The sequence below is a fragment of the Bradyrhizobium daqingense genome (assembly GCF_021044685.1).
GTDB lineage: Bacteria > Pseudomonadota > Alphaproteobacteria > Rhizobiales > Xanthobacteraceae > Bradyrhizobium > Bradyrhizobium daqingense.
Genome location: NZ_CP088014.1, coordinates 1213815 through 1227041 on the forward strand (window position 1 = coordinate 1213815; position 13227 = coordinate 1227041).

Consider the following 13227-nt stretch of genomic DNA (forward strand, 5'->3'; position numbering starts at 1 on the left):
ATATATTAGTGCATCAGCAACGTCAACGCAGCTCGACGATGACCGGAGGAAACCCACAACAATGATCACGCATCTTCGCAGCAGGCTTGCGGCCGTCGCCCTGGTTGCCGCCGTCGTTCTGGCGGCATCGGCCGCACACGCCCAGCAGAAATCCGAGATCGCGCTGTCGCGCCAGCCCGGCATCTTCTACATGCCGAGCCATATCATGGAGAAGCTGAAGCTGATCGAGAAGTATGCCGCTTCCCTCGGTGTCGCCGGCGTCACCACCAAATGGATCACCTTCTCCGGCGGCGGGGCACAGACCGACGCGCTGCTCGCCGGCGGCGTCGACATCCTCAACACCGGCACCGGCAACCTGCTCCTGCTGTGGGATCGGACCCGCGGCGGCGTGAAGGGCATCGTCGCCACCTCGGCGCAGCCGATGACGCTGATCAGCCGCGACGCGAACATCAAGTCGATCAAGGATTTTGGCCCGAGCGACAAGATCGCGGTGCCGACCGTCAAGGTCTCGACCCAGGCGATCGTGCTCCAGATCGCGGCCGCCGAGGCCTTTGGCGCCGACCAATGGTCGAAGCTCGACGCCAACACGGTGCAGCTCGGCCATCCCGACGCCTATGCCGCGCTGTCCAACCCGAAGCACGAGGTGCACAACCACTTCTCGATCCCGCCCTTCACCTTCCTGGAGCTGAAGAACGTGCCCGGCGCGCATGTCGTGCTGTCGTCGCCGGACGTGATGGGCGGGCCGCTGAGCCAAGCGCAATTCTTCACCACGACGAAGTTCGCCGACGCCAATCCAAAGATCATCCAGGCCGTGCGCGACGCCACCAAGGAAGCGCAGGACCTGATCCGCAGCGACACCAGGCAGGCGGTCGAGATCTACAAGGAGATCACCGGCGACAAGTCCTCGGTGGAAGAGCTGCTCGACCTGCTCAAGGAGCCTGGCATGATGGAGTGGAATCTCGAGCCGCAGGGCACGATGAAATTCGCAGCCCATCTCTACAAGACCGGCACGCTGAAGAATCAGCCCAAGGCCTGGACGGACTATTATCTCCCTGTTGCGCATGACCTTAAGGGCAACTGATGGCGCTGCTCGACGTCAATGGGGTGACGCTGCGCTACAAGACCTCCAGCGCCGTCGTCACCGCCACGGAAAGGGTCTCGTTCACCGTCGACAAGTCGGACCGCTTCGTGCTGCTCGGTCCATCCGGCTGCGGCAAGTCGACCCTGCTCAAGGCCGTCGGCGGCTACATGAGCCCGAGCGAAGGCCGCATGAGCATCGGCGGCCGCGAGATCCACGGTCCCGGCGCCGACCGCATGATGATCTTCCAGGAGTTCGATCAGCTCCTGCCCTGGAAGAGTGTGCTCGCCAACGTGATGTTTCCGCTGCTCACGGCGAGAAAGCTGTCGCGCAAGGATGCCGAGGCCAAGGCGCGGGCCTATATCGAAAAGGTCGGGCTCACGCGCGTGGTCGAGGCCTATCCTCACACGCTCTCCGGCGGCATGAAGCAGCGCGTCGCGATCGCGCGCGGCATGGCGATGGAGCCGGACATCCTGCTGATGGACGAGCCGTTCGCGGCGCTCGACGCGCTGACGCGCCGGACCTGCCAGGACGAGCTGCTCCAGCTCTGGAGCGAGACCAAATTCACCGTGCTGTTCGTGACCCATTCGATCGCGGAAGCGATCCGCATCGGCAACCGCATCCTGCTGCTGTCGCCACATCCCGGCCGGGTCAAGGCCGAGGTCATCGACGTCGACAAAGTCTCGAACGAGGACGGCAGCGCCGGACGGCTCGAGAAGGAGATCCACGATCTCCTGTTCGCCTCCGAAGCGACCGCGCACTGAGGAGCCACCATGGGTGAAGCGAGAATCTTGCTGCGTGACGCGCCGTTGGCTGTTGCCGGCACAGGCGAGGTCGAGCGCAAGCTGAGCGTTGCCGAGCTGCTGTGGAACGACGGCTTCGTCCGCAAGGCAGTCATCATCCTGTTCCTCGCGGCGGTTTGGGAGGTCTACGGCGTCGTCCTCGACAATCCCCTGCTGTTTCCGACACTGCACGACACCTTCGCGACGCTGTTCGAGCGCGTCAAGGACGGCACGATCCCGATGCGCGCGTGGACGTCGCTGAAAGTATTGTTCATGGGCTATTCGGCTGGCATCATCCTGGCCGCGATCTTCACCGTGCTCGCGATCTCCACCCGCATCGGCACGGACTTCCTGGAGACGGTGACGGCGATGTTCAACCCGTTGCCGGCGATCGCGCTGCTGCCGCTTGCCTTGATCTGGTTCGGCCTCGGCAATGGCAGCCTGGTCTTCGTGCTGATCCATTCGGTTCTGTGGCCGGTCGCGCTCAACACCCATTCGGGCTTCAAGAGCGTGTCCAACACGCTGCGCATGGTCGGCCGCAATTACGGCCTGCGCGGGCTGCCCTACGTCGCAAAGATCCTGATCCCCGCGGCCTTCGGCTCGATCCTCACCGGTCTCAAGATCGGGTGGGCCTTCGCCTGGCGCACGCTGATTGCGGCCGAGCTCGTGTTCGGCGTGTCCTCGGGCCAGGGTGGGCTCGGCTGGTTCATCTTCGAGAACCGCAATCTGCTCGACATACCCGCCGTGTTCGCAGGCCTCTTGACCGTGATCATCATCGGGCTCTTTGTCGAGAACCTGATCTTCCGCGCGATCGAGCGGAACACCGTCCAGAAATGGGGCACCCAATCATGACCAATAAGAAGAAAACGCCCGACCAGCTCCGCAGCGCGCGCTGGTTCGCGCCCGACGATCTGCGCTCGTTCGGCCACCGCTCGCGCACCATGCAGATGGGCTACGCGCCGGAAGAGTGGAAGGATCGCCCTGTTATCGCGATCCTCAACACCTGGTCGGATGCACAGCCCTGCCACATGCACTTCAAGTCGCGGGTCGATGACGTCAAGCGCGGCATCCTGATGGCCGGCGGCCTGCCGATCGAGCTGCCGGCGCTGTCGCTGTCGGAATCCCTGCTCAAGCCGACCACCATGCTCTACCGCAACCTGCTGGCGATGGACGCCGAGGAGCTCCTGCGCAGCCACCCCGTCGACGGCGTGGTGCTGATGGGCGGCTGCGACAAGACCACGCCCGCGCTGCTGCTCGGCGCGACCTCGATGAACATTCCGGCGATCTATTTGCCAGCCGGCCCGATGCTGCGCGGCAATTGGAAGGGCAAGACGCTCGGCTCGGGCTCGGACGGCTGGAAATACTGGGACGAACGCCGCGCCGGGAAAATTTCCGACAAGGACTGGCTCGACATCGAGGCCGGCATTGCCCGCAGCTACGGCACATGCATGACCATGGGCACCGCCTCCACCATGACAGCGATCGCCGAAGCGATCGGCATGACGCTGCCGGGCGCGTCCTCGATACCGGCCGCAGACGCCAACCACATCCGGATGGCTTCCGAATGCGGCCGCCGCATCGTCGAGATGGTGTGGGAGGATCTGACGCCGAAGATGATCCAGACCCGGAAGGCTTTCGAGAACGCCATTGCGGTCGCGATGGCGATGGGCTGCTCGACCAACGCGATCATCCATTTGATCGCGCAGGCCCGCCGCGCCGGCCAGGACATCGGTCTCGACGATTTCGAGATCGCGAGCCGCAAGGTACCCGTGATCGCCAACGTCCGCCCCAGCGGCGATGCCTATCTGATGGAGGATTTCTTCTATGCCGGCGGCCTGCCGGCGCTGATGGGCCAAATCAAGCAACATCTGCATCTCGACTGCGTCACTGTCACCGGCAAGACGGTGGCTGAGAACATCGACGGCGCCGAGGTGCACAATGCCGATGTGATCCGTTCCGTCGACAATCCCATCTACAAGGAAGGGGCGCTCGCCGTGCTCAAGGGCAATCTCGCGCCCGACGGCTGCGTCATCAAGCCCTCCGCCTGCGCGCCGCGCTTCCTCAAGCACACCGGTCCTGCGCTGGTGTTCGATGATTATCCGTCGATGAAGAAGGCGGTCGACGATCCCAACCTCGACGTCACCGAGGACCACATCCTGATCCTGCGCAATGCAGGGCCGCAAGGAGGACCGGGCATGCCGGAATGGGGCATGCTGCCGATCCCGACCAAGCTCGTGAAGCAGGGCGTGCGCGACATGGTGCGCATCTCGGATGCGCGCATGAGCGGCACCAGCTATGGCGCCTGCATCCTGCACGTCTCGCCCGAATCCTATATCGGCGGTCCGCTGGCGCTGGTGCAGAACGGCGACCGCATCACGCTCGATGTTGCTGCGCGTACCATCAATCTCGATGTCCCCGAAGCAGAGTTGGAAAAACGCCGCGCCGCCTGGAAGCAGCCCGAGCGCCGCTTCGAGCGCGGCTATGGCTGGATGTTCACCAAGCACATCAAGCAGGCCAATGACGGATGTGACTTCGACTTCCTCGAGACCGATTTCGGCGCGCCGATCGGCGAGCCTTCGATTTACTGACTGTCGTTCCGGGGCGATGCGAAGCATCGAACCCGGAACCTCGAGATTCCGGGTTCGGCTTCGCCGCCCCGGAATGACGAACGAGAGAGAAAACGCATGACCAAACTTTCCGAAGCCACCCGCAACAAGCTCAAATCCGTCTCCACCGCCACCGTCGCCACCGCCTTGTTCAAGCGCGGCCTGCGCATCCAGATGATCCAGGACGTGCATCCCGTCGGACCGGACCAGCCGACCATGGTCGGCGAGGCCTTTACGCTGCGCTACATGCCGGCGCGCGAGGACCTCAACACCATCGAGGTCTTCAAGGACCGCTCCCATCCGCAGCGCAAGGCGGTCGAGGACTGCCCGCTGGGCGCGGTGCTGGTGATGGACAGCCGCAAGGACGCGCGCGCGGCCTCGGCCGGTGCGATCCTGGTGACGCGGCTGATGAAGCGCGGCGTTGCCGGCGTCGTCACCGACGGCGGCTTTCGCGATTCCGCCGAGATCGCCAAGCTCGGCATCCCCGCTTACCACCACCGCCCTTCAGCTCCGACGAATCTCACGTTGCACCAGGCGATCGAGATCAACGTCCCGATCGGCTGCGGCGATGCGCCGGTGTTTCCCGGCGACGTCATTCTCGGCGATGCCGACGGCGTCATCGTGATCCCCGCGCATCTGGCGGATGAGATCGCGAACGAGACGTTCGAGATGACCGCGTTCGAGGACTTCGTGACAGAAGAGGTCGGCAAGGGCCGCGGCATTTTCGGTCTCTATCCAGCCACCGATCCGCAGACGCTGACCGATTTTGCGGAGTGGCGGAAGAAGAACGGCCGCTAAGCAGAGACCAGTCACGTCAAGACACGAGCCGGCGCAGCAAAGCGCCGGCCTTTTATCAAGCAGGGAGGACTTCAATGAATCTCACGCGACGCAACCTCATGGCCGGCGCTGGCACCGTAGTGACATCGACGCTTCTCGCCCGCGCCGTCGGCGCGCAGTCGTTCCCGTTCACGCCGAACCAGCGCTATCCCGATCCCGCCGTCCAGATCCTCGATCCCGGCTTCACGAAGTACCGACTGTATTCCTCGACGGTCGAGCAGGTTGCGACCGGCATGCGCTGGGCCGAAGGCCCGGCCTATTTTCCGGAAGGCGGCTATCTGCTCTTCTCCGACATTCCCAACAACCGGATCATGAAGTTCGACGAGAAGACCGGGCAGACCAGCGTGTTCCGCGCCAACGCGAATTACGCCAACGGCAATGCGCGCGACCGGCAGGGCCGTCTCGTTACCTGCGAGCATTCGGTGACGCGCCGCATCACCCGTACCGAGAAGGACGGCAAGATCACCGTGCTCGCCGACAAGTTCGAGGGCAAGCGGCTGAACGCGCCGAACGACATCGTGGTGAAGTCCGACGACAGCATCTGGTTCACCGATCCGTTGTTCGGCATCAATGGCGAGTGGGAGGGCAAGAAGGAGAAAGCCGAGCAGGCCACCACCAATGTCTATCGTATCGCCAAGGACGGCAAGATCACCGCCGTCCTCACCGACCTCGTCAATCCCAATGGTCTCGCCTTCTCGCCGGACGAGAAGAAGCTCTATGTCGTGGAATGGAAGGGTACGCCGAACCGCAGCATCTGGAGCTACAATGTCGGCGACGACGGTTCGCTCAGTGGCAAGACCAAGCTGATCGACGCCGCCGACCAGGGCTCGCTCGACGGTTTCCGTGTCGATCGCGACGGCAATCTCTGGTGCGGCTGGGGCTCCAACGGCGCGCTGCAATCCGAGCCGAGCGATGTCGGCGGCCGCAAGGTGTTTCAGCTCAAGGCCAAATCCGAAGACCTCGATGGCGTGATGGTGTTCAACGCGGACGGCAAGCCGCTCGCCTTCATCAAGCTGCCGGAGCGTTGCGCCAATCTCTGCTTCGGCGGCCCGAAGAACAATCGCCTGTTTATGGCGAGCAGCCACTCGGTCTATGCGCTCTACGTCGAGGCGCATGGGGCGGTGTGAGGTCGTCGCCGCGAGTCAGGACGCCGTAGGGTGGGCAAAGGCGCATTTGCGCCGTGCCCACCCTCTGTTCGAAACGGCATGAGATCGTGGGCACGCTTTGCTTTGCCCACCCTACGCGTTTGCTGCTGTCGCTACACCCCCGCCTCCGCCATCCCCGCCGCCCACAGCGCGAACGCGTAGACGATCGCGACTTCATCCAGCCGGTCGAACCGCCCCGAGGCGCCGCCATGGCCGGCGCCCATGTTGGTGCGCAGGAGAACCGGGCCGCCCCCGCTCATGGTGGCGCGGAGGCGCGCGATCCATTTGGCGGGTTCCCAGTAAGTGACCCGGGGATCAGTAAGCCCGCCCATCGCAAGGATCGCCGGATAGTCCTTTGCCGCGACGTTGTCGTAGGGCGAATAGGACAGGATGGTGCGGAAATCCTTCTCGCTTTCGATCGGGTTGCCCCATTCCGGCCATTCCGGCGGCGTCAGCGGCAGCGTGTCGTCGAGCATGGTGTTGAGCACGTCGACGAACGGCACCTCGGCGACGATGCCGGTGAACAGTTCGCCGGCGCGATTGGCGACCGCGCCCATCAGCATGCCGCCGGCCGAGCCGCCATGGCCGATGATGCGCTTCGGGCTGGTGTACTTTGCAGCGATCAACGCGCGGGCGCTGGCTGAGAAATCGTCGAACGAGTTCGTCTTCTTCTCGCGCTTGCCGTCGAGATACCAGCCCCAGCCCTTGTCGGCGCCGCCGCGGATATGGGCGATGGCATAGACGAAGCCGCGATCGACCAGCGACAGGCGGTTGGCGTTGAACGAGGCCGGCATCGCCATGCCGTAGGAGCCGTAGCCGTAGAGCAGCAGCGGCGCAGAGCCGTCGAGCTTCAGCCCGCGGCGATGAAGGATCGACACCGGCACTTCGGCGCCGTCATGGGCCTTCGCCATGATCCGCGTCGTGACATAGTCGGCCGCGTCGTGGCCCGACGGAATTTCCTGGCGCTTGCGCAAGGTGCGCGTGCGCTTGACCATGTCGTAGTCGTAGACTTCCGACGGTGTCGTCATCGAGGAATACGCAAAGCGCAGGGTGGTCGTCTCGAATTCGTAGGAGCCCATCGTATCCAGCGAATAGGCGGCTTCGTCGAAGGCGATGGCGTGCTCCTCGTTCGAGGCGAGATCGCGGATCACGATCGACGGCAGCGCATTGGCGCGCTCCAGCCGCACCAGATGGCCGGCATAGAGATCAAGATCAATGATGTAGATGCCCGGCCGATACGGGATCAAATCGCGCCAGTTCTTGCGCGCGGGTGCGGCAAGCGGCGCGGTGACGATCTTGAAGTCGATGGCGTCGTCGGCATTGGTGAGGATGAAGAGCTCGTCGCCGCGGTCGGCCAGCGAATATTGCACGCCTTCCTCGCGCGCCGCGACCAGGCGCGGCGGCGCCTCGGGGTTGGCGAGATCGATCAGCCGCTGCTCGGAGGTTTCGTGGTCGCCGCCGGCGATCACGCAGAAGCGGCCGCTGGTGCTCTCGTGCAGATGGGTGAACCAGCCGGCATCCTGCTCCTCGTAGACCAGCGTGTCGTCCGCCTGCTTGGTGCCGAGCTTGTGTCGCCACACCTGCATCGGGCGGTGATTGTCGTCGAGCTTCACATAGAAGAAGCTCTTGCAGTCCGCGGCCCAGACGATGCCGCCGTCGGTCTCCTCGACGACGTCGTCCAAATCCTTGCCGCTCGCCCAGTCGCGTACGCGGATCGAGAAATATTCGGAGCCTTTGGTGTCGGCGCTCCAGGCCTGCAGCTTGTGATCGTGCGAGTGCCGGCTGCCGCCGAACTTGAAATATTTGTGGTTCTTGGCGAGTGCGTCGCCATCGAGCACGATCTGGCCCTCGCCGCCGTCGCGCGGCATGCGGCCGAACAGCTCGTGCTGCCCGCCATCGCGAAACCTGCGGAAATAGGCGAAGGGACCGTCCGGCGACGGCACGCTGGAATCGTCCTCCTTGATCCGCCCGCGCATCTCCCGCACCAGCGTCTTCTGCAGGCTGGCAGTGTGGCCGAGCAGGCTCTCGGTGTAGACGTTCTCCTCATCGAGATATTTGCGGATGTCGGGATCGAGCACTCCGGGATCGCGCAGCACCTCCTGCCATTTGTCGTCCTTCAGCCAGGCATAATCGTCGGTCACTGTGATGCCGTGCCGCGTGAAGGAATGCGGCCGGCGCGGGGCGACGGGGGGCTGGGAAGGCGTCTTGGCTTTTGTCACTCGCGGTCCTCGTCGTATCGTGTTCGCGCGGCGGTCCTTCTCTCGCTCCCGTAGGAACGGGAAGAGAAGGCACGTCCACCTTATATCGTCCCGATTCCACGAAATGCCAGCGCTGCCGCGCCCCGAACACGTCTTGTGGCCGCGGGTGCCGGATCAACGCTCCGCGCTGACAACGCTGCGTTGCCAGAGCTGCTCTTCCGGGATGACAGCGTCGCTTGCGGCTTGCGCCTTACACCGCCACCTCTTCACCGAGATATGCGACGGCTGCCTCCAGCCCGCCCTTGCCATGCGGGATCTTCAGCGCGTTGAGACCGATCTCGATCACGCCGAGCGTGCCGAGCAGCATCGGCGCATTGACGTGGCCCATATGGGCGATGCGGAAAGCTTGGCCCGAGAGGTCGCCGATGCCGGTGCCGAGCACGACGCCGCACTTCTCCTTGCAATAGCGCTGCAGCACGGCCGGGTCGTGGCCGTTGCTCATGGTGACCGTGGTCACGGTATTGGAGCGCTCGCTGGCTTCGGCGACGTTGAAGCCCAGCACCTGGCCTTCCGACCAAGCTGACACCGCGCGGCGCGCAGCTTCGCCGAGCAGGCTGTGGCGGCGGAAGGCATTCTCCAGCCCTTCCTCGTGCAGGAGGTCGATGGCCTGGCGCAGCGCGAACAACAGATGCACCGGCGCGGTGCCGGCATATTTGCGATAATGCTCGGTGCCCTCGCGCTCGCTCCAGCTCCAATAGGGAGTCGCCATGTTGGCGGTCTTGTGCACTTCGAGCGCACGCGCATTGGCGGCGACGAAGCCGAGACCGGGCGGCGTCATCAGACCCTTTTGCGAGCCGGACATCGCGACGTCGATGCCCCATTTGTCCATCTCGAACGGCATGCAGCCGAGCGATGCCACGGTGTCGACCATGTACAGCGCGGGATGGCCGGCCGCTTTGATCGCCTTGCCGATCGCCTCGATGTCGTTCTGCACGCCGGAGGCGGTGTCGACCTGGACCACGACGACCGCCTTGATCGTGTGCTCCTTGTCGCGGCGCAGGCGCTCCTCGACCTCGTGCGGCCGCACCGCGCGGCGCCAGTCGCCCTTGAGCACCTCGACCTCGGCGCCCATCAGCGCTGCGGCGTTGCCCCAGCCGATCGCAAAGCGCCCGCTCTCCAGCACGAGTACCTTGTCGCCGCGCGACAGCACGTTGCTGAGCGCCGCTTCCCAGGCGCCGTGCCCGTTGGCGATGTAGATGTAGGACTTGCCCTTGGTCGCAAACAGCTTCGAGATGTCGCTGAGCAGGCTCTCGGTCAAATCGGTCATCTGCTTGGAGTAGATGTCGATTGCCGGACGGTGCATTGCCCGCAGCACCTCGTCGGGCATCGTGGTGGGCCCGGGGATGGCCAGAAATTCCCGGCCCGCGCGAACGGTCATTGCTGTTGGTCCTTGTTGCTGGTGGACAGGCTGATGGGTTGCTGCATCCCGTTTTACGCGCCGCGAGCACGCAAGAAAAGCGCACAAAACGCAGGTCTGGAGTGGGCTATCGCTTCGTCTCGCGGCAACCGGCGGCTTCTGCTTCTTCGACCGAGCAGAACCAGCGGGTGCCCTTGCTGATCTTCATCTTGATCTGAGTGTACCAGCGGCTGGTCGGCTGGTGATAGATGCATTCGCCTGACGTGTTGACGTTGCCCTTGATGGTGCAGTCGGGCGAGGGCGCGACCGGTCCGGAGGCCGAGGCGAGCAGCACGGCATGAGCTCCGTCCGGCGGTTTGGTGGCGCCCAGGATGGTGGTCTTCTTGTTGCGCACGCGCCAGTCCCAGGGCGCGATGAACGCACCCTGCCACATCCCGGCTTTTGCCTCGCGCGCGGCCGCCTCGTCGGGCTCGTAGTCCTTGGAGATGCGGGTATAGGCCAGCGCCCAGCCGTTGCGCACCAGCCATTTCTGGATGTCCTCGCCGCCGACCTCGCACCGCGCCACGGTGCGGCCGCGCCGGTCGATCGACCTCGTGTGGCAGACCCAGTTCTTGCCTTCGGCATATTTGGCGAGCTCGTCGCGCGCGGCGACGCCGCAGGTCCAGCGCTCGGACTTGGTGTTGAGGCAGAGCTGGTCGACCGCGGGCGCGTCGATGCCGCCGAGCCGGATCCGCGCGTTCCCGATCACCACGGCGTCGCCGGCGCGCACCTTCGCCGTGCCGGTGATCTCGGCGGCCTCGGCTAGCGAGGGCAACGACAAGCCGAGCAGGGACAGCGCAATCAGGATTTTTCGCAACATGCCGGTCCGTGTGTGAAGAAAATCTCGATAGACGTCGCAATTGTGGTCGGCTTTTGTCTGCCCGGCCAGCATATGCCTAACGGTTAGGCTTTCAACTTCCCGTCATCTCGGGGGCGAATAGCGAGTGCTGAATGGCGAATAGGGACGCGATCATTCGCTACTCGCCATTCACCATTCGCCGCCTCGCTATTGCGAGGCCCATCAGAACGAACGCCGACGTCACCTCGGGCCCGCCCACCAGGATCCGCGTCGGCGTCTTCATCTTGTTCCATTCATAGGCACGGAACGGACCGCGACGGCCGCCTTCACCGAGGCTCGCGACGATCACGTTCAGCGCGGGTGCGAAGGCGCGCGGGTCGGCGCCGAGATGGCCGAGCGCGATCAGCGCCAGGGCCGCGTCGAACACGTTCATCTCGGCGGCCATCAGCTCGCCCTTGACGTAGGACAGCACGCGGTGGCGGATGAAGTCGAAATCGCCGGCGGGGTCGATCGCGGCCTGCGCCGCCAGCGGCAACGACAGGAAGGCGGCATAGCAGCGGCCGAAATAGGCGCTGTAGAGCTCCGGCAGATAGTAGATGTGCGAGCGCGGATTGGCGAAGGCGCCGCTGGCCGCCAGGCGCTTCTGGAAGCCGATGATGCGATGCACGGTGGCGAGCCGCGCCGGTGTCTCCAGAACTTTCCAGCGCGCCAGATTGCGGAAGCTGACCTCGAGAATGTCCAGATTGAGCGTCGGATCGAGATCGTTGCCGTAGGGTCGCTCGCCCGCGAGATTGTCGATCCAGGTCGCGACCCCGCCCTCGTAGTCGATATTGTCGTTGAGCGGCACGGTCACGCGCGGCGCGTTGACGCCGGCCTGCACCTGGTAGCCGGCGTAGAAATCCAACAGCGGCTGGTCGATGATCGCATCGGTGCAGCCGGCCTGCGTCGCCGCGGAGATCGAGCAGGCCGTGGTGTCGCAATCGGGCACGTAGATGCCGAAGCCGAGATCCTGCTTGATCTGGGCGAAGAAGCGGGAGAAGCGCGGATGTGGCGCCGGCGCCAGCGCGGTGACGACATTGAACCGCGCGCCACCCAAGCCCTCCACCTCCTCGCGGCTGATATTGACGCAGAAATCCACCATGTCGGCGATCGCGCGCTCCGCCGCGGTCTTGTCGGCGGACGAGGCGAGCCCGGTCTCGACATAACTCAGCAACGCCTCGATGAAGAACGCGTCGTAATAGGCCGAGCGGTGGCGGATCTGCACCGGCTCCCACATCGGCTCGGCGATCCCTCGCCAGGGCGGATTGACCACTGCGGCGGCCTTCGAGCGGGCGATGAAGACGCGGGCGAGATTGAACAGCAGCGAGGAGTTCTTGTAGCCGCGGGCGTTCAGGCCCGTGAGCGCCATGATCAGCTCGCGTCCGCGGAAATCAGGATCGCCGATCAGGTTGAAGGCGGCGTAGGTGGGCAGAAAACCGTTGCGGCGGTACGAGCCGAGCAGATGCTGAGCACAGTCGCGGATCACGCGGTCGATCCGCGATTGGTCCGGCGCCGCGCCGACGAACATGGCCGGCGGCGGCCTCGGATGGTCGAGCACGATGCTGTCAACGAGGTCGGCCACGGGCTGGCCGACGGCTGCCCAGTCGGGCTCCGCCTCGTCCCGCGCGCGGACGAGCGCCTGGCGCAGCGCCATCAGCTTGGCTTCGTCCCGGAGCTCGGGCAGCCCGGCCCGCCGCAGCAGCACCCGCAGCGCGGGGTTGCCGAGCGCGGTCTTATAGAATTTGGCCAGATGCGGATCGCCGCCGACAGGGCCCGACAAGACGGGATCGCACACGTCGTAAAGCGAGGGGCCGTCCTTCCGCGCCGTCAGCGCCCGGCAGGCGGCGCCGGCGAAATATTGAAAGCTCATGAAATACCTGGTCGCAGGGACTTTGGCGGGTCGTTTCTCTGGTGGCTTGGCCAAGGGCCGGCCAGCGCGCCGACAGCCACACGCCACCCCCTGCAAGTCTTTGAAAAAGCTACCCGGATTCGCAGGAAATACAAATGTGATCGCTGTCACGGAAAAAGGCGGCAAAGAGGCTGCATGATCGGTCTCCGGAAGGCCACGGGGAATGAAAAAATGGGGGAATCCGCCTCGGAGAATTAATTAATATCTTCAGTGGCTTAGCTCAAATTTTGAGCAATCTATTGCCGGGGCACCTATATGCGGTTAAAGGTTTGTTTGGTGCGGCGCCGCAAATTGCGCGCAATTCGGGGGCACTTCCCCGGCCAATCCCTCAAACCTAAAGACGCTATCGCGCTACTCAAACAGTGTGCGCGCGCTTGG

The 13227-nt window shown here is 64.4% G+C and carries 10 protein-coding genes; 6 read left to right on the plus strand and 4 right to left on the minus strand.

Annotation, left to right across the window (positions count from 1 at the left end):
* The first annotated feature begins 61 nt into the window (after positions 1-61).
* The 6 genes from LPJ38_RS05640 to LPJ38_RS05665 all read left to right on the plus strand — a co-directional run bounded on the left by LPJ38_RS05640 (position 62) and on the right by LPJ38_RS05665 (position 6430).
* Positions 62-1081, plus strand: a complete 1020-nt coding sequence (locus tag LPJ38_RS05640) for an ABC transporter substrate-binding protein (RefSeq protein WP_145642078.1) — start codon at positions 62-64, stop codon at positions 1079-1081.
* Positions 1081-1842, plus strand: a complete 762-nt coding sequence (locus tag LPJ38_RS05645; RefSeq protein ID WP_145642075.1) for an ABC transporter ATP-binding protein — start codon at positions 1081-1083, stop codon at positions 1840-1842. The genes LPJ38_RS05640 and LPJ38_RS05645 overlap by 1 nt, the downstream gene beginning before the upstream one ends.
* Positions 1843-1851: 9 nt before the next feature.
* Entirely contained in the window at positions 1852-2712 is an 861-nt protein-coding gene (locus LPJ38_RS05650) for an ABC transporter permease (protein ID WP_145642073.1), read from the plus strand.
* Positions 2709-4448, plus strand: coding sequence for an L-arabinonate dehydratase (araD, locus tag LPJ38_RS05655; RefSeq protein ID WP_145642071.1), 1740 nt, complete (start codon positions 2709-2711; stop codon positions 4446-4448). The genes LPJ38_RS05650 and araD overlap by 4 nt, the downstream gene beginning before the upstream one ends.
* Before the next feature lie 96 nt (positions 4449-4544).
* Complete coding sequence (locus LPJ38_RS05660; RefSeq protein WP_145642069.1) at positions 4545-5264, plus strand: ribonuclease activity regulator RraA; 720 nt, start codon at positions 4545-4547, stop codon at positions 5262-5264.
* A gap of 74 nt (positions 5265-5338) precedes the next feature.
* Positions 5339-6430 carry an SMP-30/gluconolactonase/LRE family protein gene (locus LPJ38_RS05665; RefSeq protein WP_145642067.1) on the plus strand — a complete coding sequence of 364 codons (1092 nt, stop codon included), beginning with the start codon at positions 5339-5341 and terminating at the stop codon, positions 6428-6430.
* Positions 6431-6561: 131 nt separating this feature from the next.
* On the opposite strand, the gene LPJ38_RS05670 is transcribed toward LPJ38_RS05665, so the two are convergent.
* The 4 genes from LPJ38_RS05670 to LPJ38_RS05685 form a co-directional block, all read right to left on the minus strand.
* Positions 6562-8667 (minus strand): S9 family peptidase, encoded by a 2106-nt coding sequence (locus LPJ38_RS05670; RefSeq protein WP_145642065.1) that lies wholly within the window; start codon positions 8665-8667, stop codon positions 6562-6564.
* 229 nt (positions 8668-8896) lie between these two features.
* Positions 8897-10084, minus strand: coding sequence for a pyridoxal-phosphate-dependent aminotransferase family protein (locus LPJ38_RS05675; RefSeq protein ID WP_145642063.1), 1188 nt, complete (start codon positions 10082-10084; stop codon positions 8897-8899).
* 106 nt (positions 10085-10190) lie between these two features.
* A complete protein-coding gene (locus tag LPJ38_RS05680) occupies positions 10191-10922 on the minus strand; it encodes a thermonuclease family protein (protein ID WP_145642061.1) in 732 nt (243 codons plus the stop codon).
* A 157-nt stretch (positions 10923-11079) separates the two neighbouring features.
* Positions 11080-12810, minus strand: a complete 1731-nt coding sequence (locus tag LPJ38_RS05685) for a hypothetical protein (protein WP_167520773.1) — start codon at positions 12808-12810, stop codon at positions 11080-11082.
* Positions 12811-13227 lie beyond the last annotated feature (417 nt).